The following is a 2,445-nucleotide window of genomic DNA, read 5'->3' as shown; positions in this document are numbered from 1 at the left end:
TGCCGAGCGGGGCAAGGGCTATTCGGAGAAGCTCGTCGCCAAGACCGTCGCCCGCGCCGCCGAGGGCGAGGCCCGGGACGCCGCGCAGGCGAAGGGCGAGGCGCTCCTGGCGCGCATCACCCCCACCACCGACGCCGCGGCCGCCTCCGGTGCGCAGGCCGTCATCGAGGCCGTGTTCGAGGACCCGAAGGTCAAAGAGACGGTGTTCGCGGAGATCGCGCCGCACATCGCCCCGGACGCGCTGCTGTGCTCCAACACCTCGACCCTTCCCATCACCATGCTCGCGGGCGGCGTGGACCGGCCGGCCGACTTCATCGGCCTGCACTTCTTCTCGCCCGTCGACAAGATGCCGCTGGTCGAGATCATCAAGGGCGCCGAGACCTCGGAGGATGCCCTCGGGCGCGCCCTGGCACTGGTCGCGCAGATCGGCAAGACCCCCATCGTCGTCAACGACTCCCGCGGGTTCTTCACCTCGAGGGTCATCGGGACCTTCACCAGTGAGGGCATGGCGCTGCTCGCCGAGGGCGTCCCCGCGCCCACCGTCGAACAGGCCTCCTCGCAGGCCGGCTACCCGGCGCCGGTGCTCGCGCTGATGGACGAACTCACGTTGACCCTGCCCCGCAAGATCCGTGACGAGACCCGCCAGGCGGCCGAGGCAGAGGGCCGGCCGCTGCCCGACCACCCGGGCAACGCCGTACTCGACACGATGATCGACGAGTACGACCGCAAGGGCCGCTCCACCGGCGCCGGCTTCTACGAGTACACCGACGGCAAGCGCTCCGGACTCTGGCCGGGCCTGGCGGAGGCTTTCGGCCCCGCCACCGAGATCCCGCTGCAGGACGCGATCGACCGGATGCTGTTCGCCGAGGCGATCGAGACCGTCAAGTGCCTCGACGAGGGCGTGCTGGAGACCACCACCGACGCCAACGTCGGCTCGATCCTGGGCATCGGCTTCCCGGGCTGGACCGGCGGCGTCGCCCGCTACATGGACCAGTACCCGGGCGGCCTGCCCGGCTTCGTCGCCCGCGCCGAGGAGCTCGCCGAACGCTACGGGGACCGTTTCACCCCGCCGGAGTCCCTGCGGTCCAAGGCCGCCTCCGGCGGCACCTACGAGGAGGTCCAGCCGTGATCCGTACCCGCTTCACCGAGGAGTTCGGCGTCCGTCATCCGATCGTCCAGGGCGGCATGATGTGGGTCGGCCGCGCCGAACTCGCGGCCGCCGTGTCCGAGGCGGGGGCGCTGGGAATCATCACCGGGCTCACCCAGCCGACGCCCGAGGACCTGGTCCGCGAGATCGCCCGGTGCCGGGAGATGACCGACCAGCCCTTCGGGGTCAACCTCACGATCCTCCCGTCGATCACGCCGCCCCCGTACGCGGAGTACCGCCAGGCGATCGTCGAGTCGGGCGTGAAGATCGTCGAGACCGCCGGGTCCAACCCCAAGGACCATCTCCCTGTCTTCCACGACGCCGGCGTCAAGGTCATCCACAAGTGCACCTCCGTGCGGCACGCACTCAAGGCTGAGAAGCTCGGCGTGGACGCCGTCTCCATCGACGGCTTCGAGTGCGCCGGACATCCCGGTGAGGACGACGTCCCCGGTCTGGTGCTCATCCCCGCCGCGGCGGCCCGGCTGACCATCCCGATGCTGGCGTCCGGAGGCATCGCCGACGCCCGCGGCCTCGTGGCCGCACTGGCCCTGGGGGCCGACGGTGCCAACATGGGGACGCGGTTCATGTGCACGGCCGAATCGCCGGTCGCGGACCAGGTCAAGCAGCAGATCGTCGCCAACTCCGAGCTCGACACCACGCTCATCTTCCGCACGCTGCACAACACCGCGCGGGTCGCGGCGAACGCCGTCTCGGCGGAAGTGGTGGCCAGGGAGGCCGAGGGCGTGGAGTTCTCCGACATCCAGCACCTCGTCGCCGGGGCCCGGGGCCGCAAGGTTTTCGAAGACGGCGACCTGGACGCCGGCATCTGGTCGGCGGGTCAGTGCCAGGGCCTGATCGACGACGTGCCCACCGCGGCCGAGCTGGTCGACCGCATGATGGCCGAGGCCGAGTCGATCATCACCGACCGGCTGGCCGGCATGGTCGCCGCCGCGGAGACGGTCCGATGACCCCCACGGGCCGGGACGCGGTCATGGTCGACCGCGACGACCTGGGTGTCGCGACTATCAGCATCAACCGACCCGACCGGATGAACGCGCTCGACCACCCGACGGTGAGCGCACTGGTGGAGATCATCTCCGAGCAGAGCCTGGACCCCGACACCAGAGTCATCGTGCTCGCCGGCGAGGGCGGGGCGTTCACCACCGGGGCGGACCTGCAGGCCATCCGGGACGGGGCCGGGACGGACGAGGCGCCCAGCCCCGAGGCCACCATGACCAGCGCCGCCGAGCTGGTGCGGGCGGTGCTGACCGCCCCGGTCCCGGTGATCGCCGCGGTCA

At 71.2% G+C, this 2,445-nt stretch carries 3 protein-coding genes; all 3 read left to right on the top strand.

What is annotated here, in order from left to right:
* Positions 1-1,129: 3-hydroxyacyl-CoA dehydrogenase NAD-binding domain-containing protein (locus tag G6018_RS07895; RefSeq protein WP_241732019.1), on the top strand; the 1,129-nt coding region annotated here is incomplete at its 5' end.
* Positions 1,129-2,115, top strand: a complete 987-nt coding sequence (locus G6018_RS07890) for a nitronate monooxygenase family protein (RefSeq protein WP_182616474.1) — start codon at positions 1,129-1,131, stop codon at positions 2,113-2,115. The genes G6018_RS07895 and G6018_RS07890, both read left to right, overlap by 1 nt.
* Positions 2,112-2,445 (top strand): enoyl-CoA hydratase/isomerase family protein (locus tag G6018_RS07885; RefSeq protein WP_182639322.1); only part of this gene is annotated, 334 nt, incomplete at its 3' end. The genes G6018_RS07890 and G6018_RS07885, both read left to right, overlap by 4 nt.

This window comes from Dietzia sp. DQ11-44 (genome assembly GCF_014145205.1).
In the GTDB taxonomy this organism is placed as follows: domain Bacteria; phylum Actinomycetota; class Actinomycetes; order Mycobacteriales; family Mycobacteriaceae; genus Dietzia; species Dietzia natronolimnaea.
This window is presented reverse-complemented; position numbering and strand designations above follow the sequence as displayed.